General features: G+C 72.6%; 11 protein-coding genes. 6 read left to right on the top strand and 5 right to left on the bottom strand.

Annotated features, from left to right (window positions below):
• Positions 1-355 precede the first annotated feature (355 nt).
• The 3 genes from ACIBK6_RS16410 (at position 356) to efeB (ending at position 5,825) form a co-directional block, all read left to right on the top strand.
• Complete coding sequence (locus ACIBK6_RS16410; RefSeq protein WP_399051918.1) at positions 356-2,275, top strand: protein kinase; 1,920 nt, start codon at positions 356-358, stop codon at positions 2,273-2,275.
• Between the two features lie 206 nt (positions 2,276-2,481).
• A complete protein-coding gene (gene efeU, locus ACIBK6_RS16405) occupies positions 2,482-4,509 on the top strand; it encodes an iron uptake transporter permease EfeU (RefSeq protein WP_399051917.1) in 2,028 nt (675 codons plus the stop codon).
• Between the two features lie 44 nt (positions 4,510-4,553).
• Positions 4,554-5,825, top strand: coding sequence for an iron uptake transporter deferrochelatase/peroxidase subunit (gene efeB / locus ACIBK6_RS16400; protein WP_399051916.1), 1,272 nt, complete (start codon positions 4,554-4,556; stop codon positions 5,823-5,825).
• A gap of 47 nt (positions 5,826-5,872) precedes the next feature.
• On the opposite strand, the gene ACIBK6_RS16395 is transcribed toward efeB, so the two are convergent.
• Genes ACIBK6_RS16395 through ACIBK6_RS16380 form a run of 4 tightly spaced genes read right to left on the bottom strand, consistent with a single transcriptional unit; the run spans position 5,873 to position 9,311 of the window.
• On the bottom strand, positions 5,873-6,817 hold the full coding sequence (locus ACIBK6_RS16395; protein ID WP_399051915.1) for a M48 family metalloprotease: 945 nt from the start codon (positions 6,815-6,817) through the stop codon (positions 5,873-5,875).
• A 3-nt stretch (positions 6,818-6,820) separates the two neighbouring features.
• Positions 6,821-7,204 (bottom strand): BlaI/MecI/CopY family transcriptional regulator, encoded by a 384-nt coding sequence (locus ACIBK6_RS16390; RefSeq protein WP_399051914.1) that lies wholly within the window; start codon positions 7,202-7,204, stop codon positions 6,821-6,823.
• A gap of 56 nt (positions 7,205-7,260) precedes the next feature.
• The gene (locus ACIBK6_RS16385; RefSeq protein ID WP_399051913.1) at positions 7,261-8,007 is read right to left on the bottom strand and encodes a polysaccharide deacetylase family protein; all 747 of its coding nucleotides are present in this window, start codon (positions 8,005-8,007) and stop codon (positions 7,261-7,263) included.
• The gene (locus ACIBK6_RS16380) at positions 8,004-9,311 is read right to left on the bottom strand and encodes a UDP-N-acetylglucosamine--N-acetylglucosamine transferase (RefSeq protein ID WP_399051912.1); all 1,308 of its coding nucleotides are present in this window, start codon (positions 9,309-9,311) and stop codon (positions 8,004-8,006) included. Before ACIBK6_RS16380 ends, ACIBK6_RS16385 begins: the two co-directional genes overlap by 4 nt.
• Positions 9,312-9,820: 509 nt before the next feature.
• Here ACIBK6_RS16380 and ACIBK6_RS16375 point away from each other — a divergent pair.
• From ACIBK6_RS16375 to ACIBK6_RS16365, 3 genes are all read left to right on the top strand, one after another.
• On the top strand, positions 9,821-10,786 hold the full coding sequence (locus ACIBK6_RS16375; RefSeq protein WP_399051911.1) for a pirin family protein: 966 nt from the start codon (positions 9,821-9,823) through the stop codon (positions 10,784-10,786).
• Positions 10,787-10,919: 133 nt separating this feature from the next.
• The gene (locus ACIBK6_RS16370) at positions 10,920-11,126 is read left to right on the top strand and encodes a hypothetical protein (RefSeq protein ID WP_399051910.1); all 207 of its coding nucleotides are present in this window, start codon (positions 10,920-10,922) and stop codon (positions 11,124-11,126) included.
• On the top strand, positions 11,123-11,800 hold the full coding sequence (locus ACIBK6_RS16365; RefSeq protein WP_399051909.1) for a hypothetical protein: 678 nt from the start codon (positions 11,123-11,125) through the stop codon (positions 11,798-11,800). Before ACIBK6_RS16370 ends, ACIBK6_RS16365 begins: the two co-directional genes overlap by 4 nt.
• Positions 11,801-11,818: 18 nt before the next feature.
• Here ACIBK6_RS16365 and ACIBK6_RS16360 read toward each other — a convergent pair whose 3' ends face one another.
• On the bottom strand, positions 11,819-15,490 hold the full coding sequence (locus tag ACIBK6_RS16360) for a CHAT domain-containing protein (RefSeq protein WP_399051908.1): 3,672 nt from the start codon (positions 15,488-15,490) through the stop codon (positions 11,819-11,821).
• Positions 15,491-15,586 lie beyond the last annotated feature (96 nt).

The following is a 15,586-nucleotide window of genomic DNA, read 5'->3' as shown; positions in this document are numbered from 1 at the left end:
TCCTGCCCTCCCGGCGCGCCGCGCCCCGTGCCCTCAACTGCCCCTGATCCGGGCATGGTTGGGCTGATTGGTCCGATTCGGTGGTGATCGCCACCCAGTCAATGTCTACGTGACTGTAGACGATCGGGCTGTGGGTGGCGGGCGGAGGGGCGGTGGACCGCTCGGGGGCTCCCGCGGACCGAAGCGGAATCACGCCGTCCGGGTCGGCGGCCCCACCTGTGATCCACTTCGAACTTGCCCTCGTGAGGGCCTACTTGGAGGATGTGCGAGCATCCTGTTCCTGCTCCCGGGAACCTTCCCGGGCAGGAGCATGTCATGGGAGGGGGAAGGTGTTGTTCTCGCGGGGGAGGCGGCTGTGACGTCAGAGGCGGGCCAGGAGGGAAGCGCGCCGGGAGGCGGGGGGAAGGGCTTCGACCTGACGGGCAGCGGGGCCGTGCCGCTGGCGGCGGACGACCCCCGGCAGATCGGTTCGTTCCCGCTCGTCGGACGACTCGGTTCCGGCGGGATGGGGCGGGTCTACCTCGGTGTCGCGTCGGGGCGCTTCACCGCGGTCAAGCAGGTCCTGCCGATGCTGGCCGAGGACCAGGACTTCCTGCGTCATTTCGGGCACGAACTCGACAACCTCGCCCGACTGCCCACCGGCGTCAGCGCCGCGCTGCTCGCCACCGACCGCACCGCCAGGCCGCCGTGGTTCGCCACCGAGTACATCCCCGGACTCACCCTGGACCAGGCGGTGGACCTGCACGGCGGCGCACTGCCGCCCGAGGCGCTCTGGCTGCTGCTGCGGGACATGGCCTCCTGCCTGGGCGCGGTGAACGCGCGCGAGATCGTGCACCGGGACCTCAAGCCCTCCAATGTGATGCTGACCCTCGACGGCCTCACTGTGATCGACTTCGGGATCGCGCGGGCCGCGGACCAGAGCAGGCTGACCCAGACCGGCATGGTCATCGGCACGCTCGCCTACATGGCGCCCGAACAGGCCGCGGGCACCCTGCGCCTGACCGGCGCCTCGGACGTCTTCTCCCTCGGCTGCCTGCTCGTCTACGCGGCGACCGGACGCCCGCCGTTCGGCGAGGGCGCCGGGCACGCCCAGCTGTACCGCATCGTGCACGAGGATCCCGACCTCGGCCCGGTGCGCGAGATCGACGCCGATCTCGCCGCCGTCGTCGAGTCCTGCCTCGCCAAGGACCCCGCGGCCCGGCCGTCGGCGGCCGAACTGCTCGACCTCGCGCGCGAGCACGTGGCACCCGGCGCCGTGGCGTGGCCGCAGGTGGTCAGGGACCGGCTGGCCGAACGGGCCGCCTTCGCCGCGAAGGTGCCCGAGGTCGGCGAGGTCAGCGAGTCGACCCTGAGGCTGCGGCCCCGTACCGCCGAGCCGGAAGTGGACGTTCCGCTGGTCGCCCCCGTGGCCAGGAAGCCCCGCGAGCGCCGCACCCGCGTGCTGTTCACTGTCATCCCCGCCGTCGTGGTGGTCACCGGCACGGTGATCGGCATCAACCTCGTGCCGTACGACTCGTCCCCGCGCGGCGCGGCGCCGCCCGCGGCGGCTTCGTCGGCCGGGGCGCCGTCCCCGGGAAGGTCGGGTCCCGGCGCTTCCGCGCAGCCGCAGCAGTCGGGCGCACCGAGTCCCGGTCAGAGCGCCCCGCCGGCTTCCCCGGTTGCCTCGGGTCCGGCCGCCCCGCCCCCCGGGGCCGATCCGCACCAGGGCGGCCAGGTCACCACCGGCGGCGGCACCGGCGCGGGCGGAGCCTCCGGCGGGTCGTCCGGCGGGTCCTCGGGCGGAAGTCCGGGCGGCGGGACGACGGGCGGTGGAAGCCAGGGCAACCAGCCACCCCCGGCCGACCCGCCCCCGCAGTCCGGGGCCACGATCGGCTCGCCGGGCACCTACCGCGTCAAGAACGTCTCCAACAGCCAGTGCCTGAGCAGCGCCGGCACCGGCGCTTCGTACGGGCCCTGCTCCTCCAGCGCGTCCTACGCGTGGACCTTCTCCCACGCGTCCGACGGCAGCTTCGAGCTGATCAACAAGGCCACGGGTTACTGCCTCGTCGGCGGCAGCGACTTCGGAGGCGGCGTCGGCGGCGGCTTCACCGGCTACGCAACTGCCTTCCCCTGCGGGCAGTCGGGCGGCCAGCACTGGCGCATCGGCTCCAGTGACTCGTCCGGCAGCACCATCAAGAACACCTCCAGTGGGGAGTGCCTCGAAGTCGGCAGCAACGGGGCGATGGTGACGCCTTGCGACGCCAGTCAGCACGCCCAGCTGTGGAACAACGACTGAGCGCTCCGCTTGACGTGCGGTCAGGCGGCCGCGGGCCGAGGGGGGGAGGGCGGTCGCGCGGCTCCCCGCTCCCCTTGCGGGGCCCTTACCACACGGGCGGCGGAGGAATCTGACTACACCCGCGTAGACGCGCCAGTCCTCATTGATTAAGGTATGCCTTCGCTAACTGAGGCGAGGCACGCCTTTGTAGGGCTGGGGAGAACGGCATGTGGGACGACGCGTTTCCGAGCTTCTTGATCGGTTTGAGGGAGGGGCTTGAGGGCGGACTGATCGTCTCGATCCTGGTCGCGACACTCGTACGGGCCGGGGCCAAGTCCCGGCTGCCGCAGGTGTGGACCGGGGTGCTGGCGGCGCTCGCGCTCGCCATGAGTTTTGGGGCGGTGCTCACCTTCACCGCGGCCAGCATGTCCGCGACCGCCCAGGAGGCGTTCGGCGGCTCGCTCAGCGTGGTGGCCGTGGCGTTCGTCACGGCGATGGTGTTCTGGATGCGCCGCTCCGCGCGCAACCTCTCCGGCGAGATCAAGGAGAAGGTCACCGGCGCGCTCGCCATGGGCACGGGCATGCTGATCGTCACCTCGTTCCTCGCGGTGGGCCGCGAGGGCCTGGAGACCGCCCTGTTCCTGTGGACCACCGCGCGGGCGGCCGGCGAATCCGCGGGCCCGATGATCGGCGCCGGAATCGGCATCGTCATCGCCTCGGGCCTCTGCTGGGGCCTCTACCGCCGCGTCCTGAAGATCAACCTGACGAAGTTCTTCACCGCCACCGGCGCCGTCCTCATCGTCATCGCGGCCGGCGTGCTCGGCTACGGGCTGCGGGACCTCCAGGAAGGCGGGGTGCTGCCCGGCAAGTCCGCGTACGCCGTCGACCTGAGCCAGAGCATCGACCCCGGCGCCTGGTACAGCACCCTCGTCCAGGGCGTGTTCAACCTGACCCCGACGATGACCTGGCTCCAGGTCATCGCGTACGTCGGCTATCTCGCCGTGGTCATGACGCTGTTCGTGCGCGGCGTGCGGTCCTCCTCCGCCGCCGAGCCCGCCTCGCAGGAGAAGCCCGCCGAGGCGCCGGCACGTACCCGCAAGCGGCCCGCCTGGGTGGTCCCGGTGGCCGTGGTCGCGGTCCCCGCCGCCGTCGCCGGAGGCGTCGTGGCCTTCGGCAAGTCCAAGCCCGCCGACGCCCAGACCATCGCCGTCTCCGAGAAGGAGTGCGGCAAGGGATTCACCGCGCCCAAGCCCGGTCGGCAGACGTTCCAGATGCACAACACGGGCGACAAGGCCTCCGAGGTCTACCTCATCGACCCGGCGAGCAACGCGGTCTACGGCGAGATCGAGGGTCTGGCCCCCGGCACCACCCGCGACCTGGTCGCCACCGTCGCGGGCGGCTCGTACGCCTGGCGCTGCGTGCCCACCGGCGGCAAGGCCGTCACCTCGACGCCGGTACGGGTCAGCGGCGGCGGTGCCGCCAAGGCCGTCGTGCCCGTCTCCGAGGCCGACCTGGCCGCACCGCTCACCTCGTACAAGCAGTACGTCGGCCAGGGCCTGGCCACCCTCGTCGCGCAGACCAAGCAGCTGAGCGACGACATAGCGGGCGGCAACCTCGACGCCGCGCGCACCGACTGGCTCACCGCGCACCGCACCTACTCCTCGCTCGGCGCGGCCTACGGCACCTTCCAGGACTTCGACAAGAAGATCAACGGACGGACCGCAGGTCTGTCGGACGGCGTGAACGACAAGGACTTCAGCGGCTTCCACCGGATCGAGTACGGCCTGTGGCACGGCCAATCGGCGAGCGATCTCACCGCGCCCGCCGCCCACCTCGCCGAGGACTCCGCCGGTCTCCAGAAGGCGTTCCCCACCCAGGACTTCGACCCCGCCGACCTGCCGCTGCGCACCCACGAGATCCTGGAGAACACCCTCCAGTTCGAGCTGACCGGTGACGCCGACCAGGGCAGCGGGACCAGCCTCGCCACCGCGGACGCCAACCTCGCCGGGACCCGCGAACTCCTCGGCGTGCTGCGGCCGTTGCTCGCCTCCCGCGACGCCCAGCTGCTTCCCAGGGTCGACGGTGACATCGCCCGGGTGCAGAAGCTGCTCGACGCCGCGCACCACGACCAGAACTGGACACCGGTCGACAGGCTCGGCGCGGCCGCGCGGACCCGGCTGAACGGGGCGACCGGGCAGCTGCTCGAAGACCTGGCCCCGGTGCCGGACCTCCTGGAGATCCGGAAGTCCGCCTGATGAACGACGCACGATCTGCCGCACGCCCCGAAGGGAACCCCGACATGCCCGCCGAAAACCCTGCCCCGCAAGGCGGCTGCCCCGCCGGACGGCGCTCGTTCGTCAAGACGGCCCTGGGCGCGGGCGCGGCCGGGGCCGTGCTGGCCGGCGGGGGATTCGCGCTGAGCCAGGCCCGTCCCACCGAGGCGCACGCGGCCGGCACCGAGGACTCGGGGAAGGTGCCCTTCCACGGCGCCCACCAGGCCGGCATCCTCACCCCGCAGCCCGCGGCCGCCACCTTCGTCTCCCTCGACGTCATCGCGGAGAGCCGCAAGGACCTCGCCGAGCTGCTGCGGACCATCACCGAACGGGCCCGCTTCCTGACCGCCGGCGGCGCCCCCGCCGACCTCGGCGTCGGCGCCCCGCCCTCCGACAACGGCATCCTCGGCCCGGTCGTCCCGGCAGACGAGCTGACCGTCACGGTCGGCGTCGGCGCTTCGCTCTTCGACGACCGCTACGGCCTCACCAAGGCCAAGCCGCTGCACCTCACACCCATGCGGACCTTCCCCAACGACAATCTGAAGGCCGCCGAATGCCACGGCGACCTGTCGCTGCAGATCTGCGGGGCGCGCCAGGACGTGGTGCTGCACGCGCTGCGCGACATCGCCCGGCAGACCCGTGGCGCGATGCAGATCAAGTGGCGTATCGACGGCTTCCAGAACGCGCCGCGCCCGGCCGGTGCCCAGCGCAATCTGCTCGGCTTCAAGGACGGCATCGTCAACCCGGACGTGAAGTCCGCTCGTGAGACCGACCGGCTGATCTGGGTCGGCGATTCGCTCGGCGAGCCGTCCTGGGCGGTCGGCGGCAGCTACCAGGTCATCCGGATCATCCGCATGCTGGTCGAGTTCTGGGACCGGGTCTCGCTCACCGAGCAGGAGAAGATGTTCGGCCGCCGCAAGGACACCGGCGCCCCGCTGGACGGCGCGGCCGAGACCGACACCCCGAACTACGCCAAGGACCCGCACGGCACCGCGATCCCGATGAACGCGCACATCCGGCTCGCCAACCCGAGGACCGCGCAGACCGACAACTCCCGTATCCTGCGCCGTGGTTACAACTACGACCGGGGCATCGACAACGTCGGCAACCTCGACATGGGCCTGGCCTTCTGCAGCTACCAGCAGGACGTCAAGCGGCAGTTCGAGGCGACCCAGGAACGCCTCATCGACGAACCGCTCGTCGACTACATCTCCCCGACCGGCGGCGGCTACTTCTTCGCGCTGCCGGGCGTCAAGGACTCGTCCGACTGGCTGGGCCGGGGCCTGCTCGCGACCTGAGCGGGCCTCGCCGACAGGGCGGGTCCGGCCGGGTGGCCGGACCCGCCCTAACGTTCGTGGTGGCGGTGATGGGCCCCGGCCGCCGTGTGCAGGTGACCGGGCGAGGCCGTGTCCAAGAGCTGGTCCATGTCGCTGGCGGACAGCGCCAGGCTGAAGCAGCAGATCACCATCAGCAGCGCGTGCGCCGCCACCAGATCGCGGCGGAACGGCGGCGGCGGAGCGAGCAGTGCCCGCACCCGCTGCGGCACCGGGCCGCCGGTCGCCGCGAGCGAGTGCCGCGGGGCCCGCTTGGCCGCCAGCGCCGCACGGGCGACCGCCCGCGCCACCAGGGGCCGGTCGCCCACCAGGGTGCCGGCCTCCTCGTCGGCCCAGCGCTCCACCGCGAAACTTCCCGCCCGCGCGACCGGCCGCAGCAGCGGGTCGAGCGCCGACGCAAGCCGCAGCACCAGCAGGAACACATGGTGGCGGTGGCGCAGATGGGCCCGCTCATGGGCGAGCAGCGCGGTGCGCTCGTCGGCGGACAGCGCCCGCAGCATTCCGGACGAGACGACGATGCGGCCGGGCGAACCGGGCAGCGCGAAAGCCTGCGGCACCGGATCGTCAACCACCGCCAGATCACTGCCGGTTGGGAGCGCGCGGCCCTCCCGGCGGGCCGCCAGCCAGACCGCCGTCTGCCGCCAGGTGCTGACCGCGAGCGCGCCCACACCGCCGGTGAGGGCGAGCGCGCAGACGGCGGCGACCAGCCAGTTGACCGGGGCCTGCGCGGCCAGCACGCCCGGCGACCACTCGCCTTCCGCGGCCACGGCCGGGATCTGCCCGATGAGGGTGAAGGCCGTCATCCCCAGGTCGATCGCCGTGCCGAGGGCCGCGATCAGCGAGGCGACCGTCAGGAGCCAGGCCGCCATGCGCGGCGGCAGCCGGCCGCCGGCCCAGGGCGCCGCCAGAGCGAGCACCGCGCTGATCGCGAGCGGAGTGAAGAGGGCGACGAGCACCGCTCAGCCCTCCTTGTGCCCGCGCAGCAACTGCTCAAGGATCTCTTCGTCCTCGGTGCCGAGTTCGGACACGAACCGGGCGAGCACCGCGGCCCGGTCGCCGCCCCTTTCGAGCAGCGCCCGCATCCCCGCCGCGGCATGCCCCGCCTCGTCCCGTACGGGGGAGTAGAGGTAGCCGCGTCCGGCCCGCTTCCGGGTGACCAGGCCCTTGTCGTGCAGCCGGGACAGGATGGTCAGGACCGTCGTGTACGCGGGGGCGCCGGCCACCTGCTCGCGGACGCTGCCGGCCGCGGCGGGCGCTCCGGCCGCCCACAGCGCGGCGAGCACCTCGTTCTCCAGCTCGCCGGGCGCCCGTCGCCCGGCCGTCCCGGCGCCGTCGTCCGTCACGCTTGTACTCCTTCGTCGCCCCGGGGCCCGGTGGCCACCGGGCGGACCCCAAACTACTACGCGGCGTAGAGCCGGTGGCAGCCGTGGTCGCGCAGCGGTCCGGTCCGCCAGCCGTGGTCGCGCCAGGTGTCCAGGAGGGCGGGCAGCGCGGCCAGTGTGGTGCGCCACGAGCCGGTGGCGGAGGTGCAGTCGGAGTCGTGCAGCAGCACCGTGCCGCCGCCGCGCAGCGAGCCCATCACCGTGTCGTGCACCGAGCGGGGTGTGGCCCGGCCGCGCCAGTCCTCGCCCCAGGCCGTCCACAGCACGGGCGTCAGCCCGAGATCCCGGCAGGCCAGATGGGCGGCCGTGCTCATCACCCCGTACGGCGGCCGGAAGAGGCGCGGCGGCTCGCCGGTGACGTCGCCGATCAGGTCGCGGGCCCGCGCGAGGTCGTCCCGGGTGGCGCGCGGGCCGCGCAGGACCAGCGGGCGGTGCGCCCAGCCGTGCACGCCGATCTCGTGCCCGGCGGCGGCCATCTCCTTGGCGAGCCCCGGCGAGCGGACGAGCATCGAGCCGAGCAGGAAGAACGTCGCCCGCACCCCTTCGCGGTCGAGGAGGCGCAGGAAATGCGGGGTGGAGAGGTGGTCGGGCCCGTCGTCGAAGGTCAGCGCGATGTGGTCGCGGTCGCCCTGCCCCGACAGCCGGGGCATCGTGCGGTTGCGCAGCGGACCGAGAGTGGACACGGCCGGTGCGGCGTGTACGGCGGCGAGGGCGGGCAGCGCGGTGGCGGCGAGCAGAGCGGCCCTGGCGGTACGGGAGCTCACAGTTCGTACCCCTCGAAGAGGTTGTGGGCGAGCGTGGAAAGCCGCCCGGGATCGGACTCGTAGGCATGGGCGAGCGGCGCGCCGATCCCGAGCGAGACGGTGGCGGCCAGCACGACCGCCGCCAACTTCAACCTGGGACGGGCCAGTCGGGACCGCTTCGCCGGAGCCGGACGCGGGACGGTCGCGCCGGTGATGGCGGCGACGGGACCGGCACCCGAGGAGAACAGGGCGAGACCGGCGGACCGCTGGCGCTCCCCGAGCGGTCCCTTGACGAGATCGGAGAGTACGGAGGTGAGGCCTTCCGGTTCCTTGATCCAGACGGCGAGTCCCGCCTCGTCGAGGGCGGCCGCGTTGGTCTGCCCGTGGCCCGGTATGCACCGGTAGCTGGCGACGGGCAGCCCGCTGGCGAAGGCCTCGATCGAGGTGAGCCCGCCGGCGTTCTGGACGAGCACGTCGCAGGCGCGCATCAGCAGCGGCATGTCCTGCACCCACTCGTGCACGTACCGGAACCCGTCGGCGCGCAACTGCTCGGCCAGCGCCGCGTTGCGCCCGCACACGATGACCGGTTCGGCGGCCGCGCTGTCCCGTATCTCCGCGGCGGACTCCCGCACCGGGCCGACCCCCCAGGACCCGGCGACCAGCAGCGCCAGCGCGGCATCGTGGGGGAGGCCGAACTCGTCGCGGGCGGACCGGCGTTCGGCTTCTCCGGCCGCGGTGAACCGGGCTCCCGTCACCGGCCCGGTCACCATCACGCGGCTCGCGCCGAGCGCGGCCGCCTGCGCCGCCGGAACGGGATGGGCCGCGAGGTGTGCGTCGATGCCGGGGGCCACCCACAGCGGGTGTACGGAGAAGTCGGTGAGGTAGGTGAGCGCGGGGATGTCCAGGCGCCCGCCGCGCCGCAGTGCGCCGAGCACCTGGCTCGCGCCCGGATAGGTGGACACGACCGCTTGTGAGCGCGGCCCGATCGCGCGGAGCATGGGGCGCTCGGCGCTGCGGAACAGGGCGCGGATCACCGGCCCGGGGGAGCCGGAGCGTTCGGTGGCGGCGTAGATCCGCTGGTAGCCGGAGGGCGCGGTGGTCAGCAGCCGGTGGTACGTACCGGAGAGGACGCGGCCGAGCCGGGCCGGCAGCAGATCGAGGAAGTCGTGCCGGTCCACCTGGAACCCGGCCGCTTCCAACTGCGCCGCGAGCGCGTCGGCGGCACCGTCGTGCCCGGCGCCCACACTGGCGGACACGATGGTGATCCGGCCGGTGCGGGTCGGTTCGGTGGGCCGGAAGTGATCCGGGATGTTGCGACGGGGCACAGCCGATCAGCCTCCTGAAGAGCACGCGAAGCAGCGCCACCCCGAGCAGCCGCAACGGCCGCCCCGGCGGGGGCTGCCACGGGAATCTACTACATGATGTAGAACGTCGGGGGGTGGGGTGGCGACGGGCTCCCTGCGGGGTGCCCGGGCGAAGGGGGCGACGGCGCACGAGTCCCGGGCAGGGCCGGCCGCCCAGCTGGAAACACCGCCCAACCGGCCCCCGGGCGGAGGCCACGCGCCCGCCGGGGATTACGGCCCAACCGGCCGCGGGTGGGGGCCGCCCGGCTGTCCGGAATCGCGGTTCAACCTGCCGCGGACGGAGGCCACGCGCCTGCCGGGGATTGCGGTTCAACCTGCCGTGGGTGGGGGCCGCCCGGCTGCCCGGAATCGCGGCCCAACCGGCCCCCGCCGACGTCCATCTGACCTGCCGAAAGCCGGGTGCCGGCAGGACCTCGCGGGCTTGTGCGTGGATCCTGGGGCCGACACCCCGAGAGGGATAGGTTGACCGCATGAGCAATCTCGATCGCCAGCCCGCGCTCACCGTCTGCGGCGGACGCGGCTTCGTTGTCGCCGAGCCGGTGCGCGAGCTCCTCTCGCCCCGCACGGTCAAGCTCGGCGAGTCCACCGAGGTACGCAGGCTGCTGCCGAACCTCGGCCGCCGGATGGTCGGCGCCTGGGCGTTCGTCGACCACTACGGCCCCGACGACATCGCCGACGAACCCGGCATGCAGGTGCCGCCCCACCCCCACATGGGCCTGCAGACCGTCAGCTGGCTGCATCAGGGCGAGGTGCTGCACCGCGACAGCCTGGGCAGCCTCCAGACCGTACGCCCCCGGGAACTCGGCCTGATGACGTCGGGCCGGGCCATCAGCCACTCCGAGGAAACCCCCACGTCGCACAGCCGGTTCCTGCACGGAGCCCAGCTGTGGGTCGCGCTGCCCGACGCCCACCGCCACGTCGAGCCGCACTTCCAGCACCACGCCGAGCTGCCGCACGCCACCGCGCCCGGCGTCGACGCCACGGTGATCCTGGGCGAACTCGACGGCGCCACCTCGCCCGGCAGCACCTACACCCCGATCGTCGGCGCCGACCTCGCCCTCGCGGCGGGCGCCGAGGCACGGCTGCCCGTGAACCCCGACTTCGAGTACGCGGTGCTCGCGATGTCCGGCGAGGCCCACGTGGACGACGTACCGGTACTCCCCGGCTCGATGCTCTACCTGGGCTGCGGCCGCACCGAACTCCCGCTCCGCGCCGCCTCCGACGCGACCGTGATGCTGCTCGGCGGCGAGCCGTTCGAGGAGGAGATCGTGATGTGGTGGAACTTCATCGGCCGTTCACACGAGGACATCGCACAGGCGCGGGACGAGTGGATGTCGGGATCCCGCTTCGGCGAGGTGAAGGGCTACGACGGCGCCCCCATCCCGGCGCCCGAACTGCCCCCGGTGGCGCTGAAACCGCGGGGTCGGGTGCGCTGATCCGCGTCGATGCCCGGCCGGCGCGGAACGAGTGCAGCGTGGAACCCGGCGCCAGAGCCGGCCCCCGGTCGCCCAGCACAAGGTTCCGATGTAGCCCGTCCGCATCATGGTCGAGTGGAGTACCGTAACGCGCGTGGGTGAGTTGGAGCCTGATTCGGAAGTCGGCGCCGTCCGGTTCAGTGACGAGGGCACTCTGGAGGTGTTCGACGGCACGGCGTGGGGCCCGTACGAGCCCCCTGAGGACAATGGCCTCGGAACCATCTACAAAGGCAGGACGGGCGTCTCGCCGCTTCCGACGCGCCCGCAGTCGAACGACCCCACCGAAGAACCGGGCTCGTGAGCGGCTCCACCGGGCAGACGGACGCCGTCGGGACCCAGGCCCCCACACCGACCTCGATGCTGCCTTCGCCTCTTGAATCCGTCGCCGACATGCGGGCGACCGCGAAATGGATCCTCGCCGCGCTCGCAGTCACCGGCGCGGCTCTCCTCGGCGGCGGACCCCTCACCGCCGTGGGCAGGATCCATGGCCTGGGCCACGCCGTCACCGCGTACGCGGGCCTGCTCCTCGGCCTCGTCGGCATCGGTTGGGCGATCTGGCGGACCGCGGACGCGCTCATCCCGCCCCTGACGACGCCGCGTTCCCTGGAGTCCTCGCCGCTGCTGGCCGATCTGCGCTCCCGGATCGCCCGCGAACCGGAATCGTTCTACGGCCCGTTCGGCGCGAGCGTCGGCGACCTCCACCGGGCCCTGGAGTTCCACTCGACGGTGACGAGGAACATCGAGCGTCTACTGGAGCTCGAAGGACCGGACGGTCCGCGCCGCGCACTCCTCCTCGGCAAGCTGGCCGAGTCCCGCACGACGACGGCCGCGATCCACGCACGTCTCAGATCGCTCTGGGAACTCGCGCACGCATGGCAGGTTCGCGCACAACTGCGCAACGCGCGGCTGCACTCGCTCGCCGGCGGGGCGCTCGCCGCGCTCGGCGCCGTGGTCTTCCTCTCCGCCGCCTCGTGAATCAACTGTCGTGAGGTACTACGGGCCCGCGTGGACGAAGAACGCCCAACGGCTGGGACGGTCACGGTGGTCGGCCCTGTCCCGGTAGGCGCGGACCGCCTCGTGGAGGGCGACGGCCGAGCGCGCGGCGCCATGGCCGCTGCTGTCACCGAGGAGCCGCTGGTACGTGGCGAACATGATCTCGGCGGCCGAGATGTCGCCGACTGACCAGAGCGTGCCGATGACGTGGCGCCAGCCCCCGTACTGGAGCGCCGAGACCAGGTTGATGCCTTCGTCGAGGTTGAACAGGCCGCCGGTCGCCGTTTTGCACGCGGACAGGAACGCGAACTCACCGCCCGAGGCCGGTCCCGCCGTGTTCAGGTCGAGGACCCGTACGAGGCCGGCGCGCTCCCAGTCGTGGGGGACCAGTCCTCCGGCGGACGGGTCCGCCAGGTTCTGGTCACCGTGGCAGGAGGCATGGACCCAGGCATGGCCTTCCATCGATTCGAGGATGTTCGCCTTGGTGGCGTCCGCGTCGACGAGGGCGGTGAGCCGCTCGCGTCCCAGTAGTTGGGTGAGATACGCCTGCTCGGCCGCCACGGCGGGCAGTGCAGCCTGCCCGGGAGTGTTCTGGAGCGCGATCAGCAGACAGCTCTCGGGCTCCGGCGATGTCGGGACCGGACGCCGGCGGCTCGTGTCGAGGGCGCGCAGGGTGGGGGTGTAGGAGGAGACGACGCGGTCGAGGACACTCTGCCCGGTGCGCCGGTGGTGGCCCGCCGCGTGCAGGGGCAGGACGGTCAGCGGCCCCGTCGGACACCACCACAGTCGCGGCCAGGGCTGTCCTTCGGCGTGCGCGGTGTGGCCCAGTGCGTCGAGGACGGGCTCGGCGATGGCGTCCCAGAGCCAGGTGAGCGTCTCGGTGACGACCCGCTCCAGATCCTGTCGCGCGGTGTCGGGCTCGGCTTGGGCATGTTGGGACTTCTGGAGCTCGCTCATGTAGGCGTCTGCCCGGCGCCAGGCTTCGGCGCGGTCGACGCCGTCGAGACGGCGGACCTGGACGCCGTCCTCGGTGATCAGTAGTGCGTCGCAGCGCCATTGGCTGACGTTGACCACCGCGACCGTGCCCTCTCCAGCAGCGCCGCGAAGCCGGTCGAAGCTGGGCGAGCGTGCGAAGTCGTGGAAGCCGGGCAGCGCGCGAACCTGGTCGATCAACGTGTCCCACCGGCGCGCCAGGTTGATGCGTCTGTCGGCGTCCGCGCCTCGCGAGCCTTCACCGATCACGGGGGGCGAGGAGGTCGTGGCGGTTGGGGGCGCGGCGGCGCCGCCGTCCAATTCCGCGCGCACGGCGCCGAGTTCGGCTGCGAGCCGGGGATCGGCTCCCATCAGCGCGTCGATCTCGGTGCGTAGGTCCAGGAGCTGCGACCACAGGACGCCCCTGCCGCGGTCGAGCAGTTCGACGGCGTGCTCTGGGCGGCCCGCGGCGATCGCGCACGCGGCGGCGTCCGACGCCAGCCCGCGCCATTGCGTGAGGAGGCGCTCCTGGCTGTCGCGCCCGACGCCCCGCCAGGCGAGGAGCGGCAGCGACTCGACCGCGACACCGTAGCCGTGCACCGCCTCCGGCCAGCGGCTCAGCCGCGCCGCCAGCATGCCCCACGCCTGACCCGCCATCATCCGTGTGGAGGCCGGGATCGCGGGCAGGGCGCAGCAGGTCTGCCACGCCTTGATCGCGGCGTCGGCGTCCTCGGGGCGTTTGAAGCGATCATGCCGGGCGGTCAGGGTGCTGCCGAGGTTGAACAGATAGGCCGCCCGCTCCCTGTCCCCGACGCGGGTGGTCCCGGCGGCCCGCGCCAGAAGGCCCACCGCACGGTCGAGATCGGCCCGTGCCGCGTCGAGGTCGAACCTGGCCAGGAGCGCGACGCCGAGGTTCGAGAGGTTCCGGGCGTGGTGCAAGTGGTCGTCGTCGGTCGCCTCTGTAGTGATGCGCAGCGCGTCGATGGCCGAGTCCAGGTCGCCGCGGTACTTGTCCCGCTCGAAACGCAGCATGAGTCCATGGCCCAGATTCGAGAGGTAACCGATCCGGCCCGGGTACGCGGCGGGCGCCTGCTCCACGGCCCTGCGCCCCACGGCGATGGCCTCGTCGAGGTCTGCGCCGTCCCGGAACTGCTCGTAACGCCGCGCCAGCCCGAGGGCGAGATTCCCGATCCCCGACAGCGCGCCCTCCAGCGAGCCGCCGGGCGATCCCGCGGCCAGGCGCAGCATCGAGATCGCGTGGTCGATGTCGGCCCGGTCCCAGTGCTGCTCGAACCGGGTGAGCAGAGCGTTGCCGAGATTCATCGCGACGCGAGGCCGGTCGGGATCGTGCTCGGACATCAGGCTCTCGGCCTCGCGCAGTACGCGGATGGCGGCGTCGAGATCGGCGGGATCGCCGCGGTGCTCGAATCGGCTTCTGAGCGTGATCGCCAGGTTGGAGAGGAACTTCGGGCGCTGCGGGTCGTCCGGCGGGACGAGCGGTACGGCCTCCTGCAGGGCGACGACGGCGGCGTCGACGGCGGCCTCGCTGCTCTCGATCCTCAGGCGTTCGCCAAGGACCAGCCCCAGTTCGTTCAGGTGGGTTGCACGTTCGCGGCTGCCGGGCGGTGCCTCGTCGGCGGCTTGCCGCAGGGCCTTGACCGCCGTTTCCGCGGCGGCTCGATCACCGTTGTGCTGGTAGCGCGTCAGCATGGCGCTGCCGAGGCTGAGAAGGAGGTCACGGCGCTCGGGCCCCGGGCACATGCCCGCGATGACCGTCTCGACCGCGGAGAATCCGGCATCGACGTCGGTGTCGTACGCGAAGTCCTCAAGGCGAGTGCGCACGGCGAGCGCGAACTCGGAGGCGTAGCACGGTGCTTGGGGATCGACCCGCTGCATCGTATCGAGTATCTCGCGCCACGCCTCGATCGCGGTGTCGAGATCGGCCCGGCGCCTTGTGCGGTCGTATTGGCCGCGCAGTGTTCTGGCAAGGTTGACCAGGCGGCCGGTCCGGCTGCGGTCCCCGCGCGGAGTCGCCGCGACCGCCGCGCGATGTGCCTCGGCGGCTTCGTCCAGATCGCCGTCGCGGCTCGTGTCGAGAAAGGCGCGTGTATACAGCGCGTTGCCCAGGTTCGTCGAGTGGCGCGGGCGGTGCGGGGAATCGGGGGGACCGGCGTCCAGCACCTCGCGCAGCGCGCGGACCGCGGCGTCCGCGTCCTCGCCGTCGCGCCGTTGCTCGGCGCGCATGCGCAGTCCGATGCCGAGATTGCTCATCGCGGACAGGCGCATCGCGTCGCCGACGGGGAGTGCTCGCACGATGCGGTCGAACAGCTCGATCGCGGTGTCGAGGGCGTCGCGGTCGCCGGACTCGGCGGCGCTGCGGAGCTTGGACAGGGCCTGCGAGCCCCAAGCCCCGATGCTGCCTGCGGGCGTGGGCGGCGCGTGGCCGGGCGGCCCGGCGGGCTCGGCGGCGAACCGCTCGTTGGCACGGGGAATCAGCCACTCGCACCGGTCGCAGAACATGTCGCGGTTGTAGCGGAACTCGGCGCGGTTGCACGCCTGGCATCGCAGGGCAAGCGTCCGGACGTCCTCGTGCCGCATGCGCTCAAGGATCGTCGGCACGACGACGTTCAGCGCCGGCGCCCCGCACTCGGGGCAGATCGGGTGGACGGCCTCGCAGCCGCGACCGCGGTGGGTGAGCACGCACAGGCCCTCGTGGAGTGGGCCGCAGGAGTACGGGTGTGGACCGTGTGGACAGTCCGCCCGCTGGCCCGCCGTTCTCCGCATCGTGCCTCCCGC

The organism is Streptomyces sp. NPDC050485 (assembly GCF_044458185.1).
Classification (GTDB): Bacteria; Actinomycetota; Actinomycetes; order Streptomycetales; family Streptomycetaceae; genus Streptomyces.
This window is presented reverse-complemented; position numbering and strand designations above follow the sequence as displayed.

Bases quoted from the DNA above. Each gene is read 5' to 3' on its own strand.
- ACIBK6_RS16375 (WP_399051911.1), top strand. From the start codon at position 9,821: ATGAGCAATCTCGATCGCCAGCCCGCGCTCACCGTCTGCGGCGGACGC.
- efeB (WP_399051916.1), top strand. From the start codon at position 4,554: ATGCCCGCCGAAAACCCTGCCCCGCAAGGCGGCTGCCCCGCCGGACGG.
- efeU (WP_399051917.1), top strand. From the start codon at position 2,482: ATGTGGGACGACGCGTTTCCGAGCTTCTTGATCGGTTTGAGGGAGGGG.